We start from the raw sequence: 3,134 nt of genomic DNA, 5'->3' as shown, positions 1-3,134 counted from the left end.
TCGTAGAAGGGCTTCACCACCGCCGTCGGCGATCCGGCGAAGAGCGTACTCGACAAAGCCGGCGCGCTGCGCGCCTCGGGTCAGGGCGAGTGCCTCGATCCCAACATGGCGCTCGACAATGCCGATTACGACAAGCTCGCCATCGACAAGAGCCTGCGCACCATCGAAGCGATCAATGGTGACGAGGCCAAGGTGGTGGTCGTCTTCGTCGTCGAAGGCCACCAGCACCGTCTCGAATGGAAGCTGAAGAAGGTCGGCGGCGACTGGAAGATCTTCGACCTCCTGTCGGTCACCGGCGAATGGGCGCTCAGCCAGTACCAGTGCGAATGATGAAGTCGCGGTCAGGGCATCACAGATGAAACTCCGTGCTATCCTTGCGGCGGCGATTATCGGATTTTGCGCGGCCGACTGGGCGGCTGGAACAACGCTGATCGCCCGCGGGCTCCGTCAGAACTTGACGGCGCCGAGCGAGGTGCCCGTCGAGCGCGTCGTGCTCAACCAGGCTGGTGCGCCCGAACTTGTCGGTTGGGTGATTGGTCGAAAGGACAGTTGCGGTGCGATCGTCCTGTTGCACGGGCGCGGCGCCAACAGGCTAGCGATGCTGCAACGCGCAAAACTGCTATCCGATAGCGGCTATTCGGTTGCCCTGTTCGATCTGTCGGGGCACGGCGAGAGCGGCGGAACCGTACAAGGCTTCGGCTACTTTGAAGGGCAGGACGCTGTCCGCATCCTGACATATGCCCGACAGCGCTTCCCCGGGCAAAAGATCGGCGCCGTGGGATCCTCGCTGGGAGCGGCAGCCTTTGTCTTTGCTGCACCGAAGGCGATCGCCGATGCCTACGTGCTGGAACAGCTCTACGCGACATTGCGCGAGACGACGGCTCGTCGAATGCCGTTCAGCATGCTGCGTAGCCTCCAAGCGGATGTCCTTCTGGCGCAGATGCCGCTTCGGCTCGGAATAAGCGCCGACGATGTCAGGCCGGTCGACCGCCTCGGCAAAATCGGCAAGCCGTTACTCTTGCTCGCCGGCGGCGAGGATCCCTTTATAGACCACGGGCAGGTAATGGCGCTGAAAAAAGCCGCTGCCTCGCAATTGGTCTGGTTCAACGGCGCCGGTCATGTCGATCTGTTGCGCCACGACCAGCAACGCTATCGCATTTCGGTCGTTCCGTTTCTTGCGACCAACCTGTGCCGAACCAATGCGGCCGGCCATGTCTGATGGCCGCTCGATAAACTCACCCGCGCCCGCGATATGGCGCGACCCCGGTGTCGGGCAGCCAGGCGCCTTCGGGCGGCGCGCCGGTCTGCCAGAAGACGTCGATGGGGATGCCGCCCCGCGGGAACCAGTAGCCGCCGACGCGCAGCCAGAGCGGCTTGGTCGCTTCGACGATGCGGCGGCCGATCATGACGGTGCATTCCTCGTGAAAGGCGCCATGGTTGCGGAACGAGGTCATGAACAGCTTCAGCGACTTCGATTCCACCAGCGTCTTGTCGGGCGCGTAGTCGATGACGATGTGGGCGAAGTCGGGCTGGCCGGTGACCGGGCAGAGCGAGGTGAATTCCGGGCAGGTGAAGCGCACGATCGCGGGCGGGCCGTCGCCTCGCTCGAACGGCACGGTTTCCAGGACTGCCTGTTCGGGACTCTGCGGCGTCTCGACGTGTTTGCCGAGCTGGGTCAGGTTTTTGGCGTCGGTCATCGATGGCTCCTCGCTGCCGCCGATGATTGCAAGGGCGGCAGGTGCAATCAGTTGAAAGTGCGCCGCGATCGAACGGACCCGGCGTGTTTGGCGGCTCATTAGCATTGGAGCGAAAGCCGCGCAGCGGTTTTCGGATGAATCCGATGCGTGAAATGGAAGCGGGAGCAGCGCCCGCGCAATTTGATACGGCAGGAAGACGATGACCAGCAACGACCCGCTTCTCCAACCTTATCCGCTCAAGCACCTGACGCTGAAGAACCGGGTGATGTCAACCAGCCATGAGCCGGCTTATTCCGAGGACGGCATGCCGAAGGAGCGCTACCGGCTCTACCACGCCGAGAAGGCCAAGGGCGGCATGGCGCTGACGATGACAGCGGGCTCTGCCATCGTGTCACGCGACAGCCCGGCCGCCTTCGGCAACCTGCATGTCTATGACGACGCCATCGTGCCGTGGCTCGCCGAACTTGCGGATGCCTGTCATGAGCATGACTGCAAGGTCATGATCCAGATCACCCATCTCGGTCGCCGCACCGGCTGGAACAAGGCCGACTGGCTGCCGGTGCTTTCCGCCTCGCCGGTGCGCGAGCCGGCGCATCGCGCCTTTCCCAAGACCATCGAGGACTGGGACATCGAGCGCATCGTTGCCGATTATGCTTCCGCCGCCCAGCGCTGCCAGGCGGCCGGCCTCGACGGCATCGAATTCGAATCCTACGGCCATCTGATGGACGGCTTCTGGTCGCCCGCCACCAACCATCGCGACGATGATTTCGGCGGCTCGCTCGACAACCGGCTGCGCTTCACCAACATGGTGCTGGATGCGGTTCGCGCCGCGGTCGGCGAGAAATTCGTCGTCGGCATCCGCATGGTCGCCGACGAGGATTTCGAAAAAGGCCTGTCGAAGGAGGAGGGCGTCGAGATCGCGAAACGTCTGGCTCGCTCCGGCAAGGTCGATTTCCTCAACATCATCCGCGGCTCGATCGAGACCGACGCGGCGCTGACCAAGGTCATCCCGGTGACCGGCATGCGCTCGTCGCCGCATCTCGATTTCGCCGGCGAGGTGAGGGCGGCGACGAAATTCCCGACTTTCCACGCGGCGCGGATCTCCGATGTCGCGACCGCGCGTCATGCGATCGCCTCCGGCAAGCTCGACATGGTCGGCATGACGCGCGCCCATATCGCCGATCCGCATATCATCAGGAAAGTGATGGAAGGGCGCGAGCACGAGATCCGGCCTTGCGTCGGCGCCACCTACTGCCTCGATCGCATCTATGAAGGCGGTGAGGCGCTCTGCGTCCACAACGCCGCCACCGGCCGCGAAGCGACGATCCCGCATGTCATCGCGAAAAGCGAAGGGCCGAAGAGGCGGGTGGTGGGCGTCGGCGCCGGGGCGGGGGGTCTGGGAGCCGCGCGGGTCGCCGCCGAACGCGGCCATCAGTT

The 3,134-nt window shown here is 64.0% G+C and carries 2 protein-coding genes and 2 pseudogenes; 3 read left to right on the top strand and 1 reads right to left on the bottom strand.

Annotated features, from left to right (window positions below; translation table 11 throughout):
- Positions 1-30: 30 nt before the first annotated feature.
- Positions 31-330, top strand: a pseudogene (locus tag EOA60_RS25745) (hypothetical protein); the annotation flags it as partial.
- 142 nt (positions 331-472) lie between these two features.
- Positions 473-1,219 (top strand): alpha/beta fold hydrolase, encoded by a 747-nt coding sequence (locus EOA60_RS25740; RefSeq protein ID WP_164899527.1) that lies wholly within the window; start codon positions 473-475, stop codon positions 1,217-1,219.
- 16 nt (positions 1,220-1,235) lie between these two features.
- On the opposite strand, the gene queF is transcribed toward EOA60_RS25740, so the two are convergent.
- On the bottom strand, positions 1,236-1,697 hold the full coding sequence (queF, locus tag EOA60_RS25735) for a preQ(1) synthase (protein WP_067330169.1): 462 nt from the start codon (positions 1,695-1,697) through the stop codon (positions 1,236-1,238).
- Positions 1,698-1,896: 199 nt separating this feature from the next.
- Here queF and EOA60_RS25730 point away from each other — a divergent pair.
- Positions 1,897-3,134 (top strand): annotated as a pseudogene (locus EOA60_RS25730) (N-methylproline demethylase); the annotation flags it as partial.

The sequence above is a fragment of the Mesorhizobium sp. M1A.F.Ca.IN.020.06.1.1 genome (genome assembly GCF_004023265.1).
Lineage (GTDB): Bacteria > Pseudomonadota > Alphaproteobacteria > Rhizobiales > Rhizobiaceae > Mesorhizobium.
The sequence above is the reverse complement of the archived record's forward strand: the minus strand, read 5'-3'. Positions and strand labels throughout refer to the sequence as shown.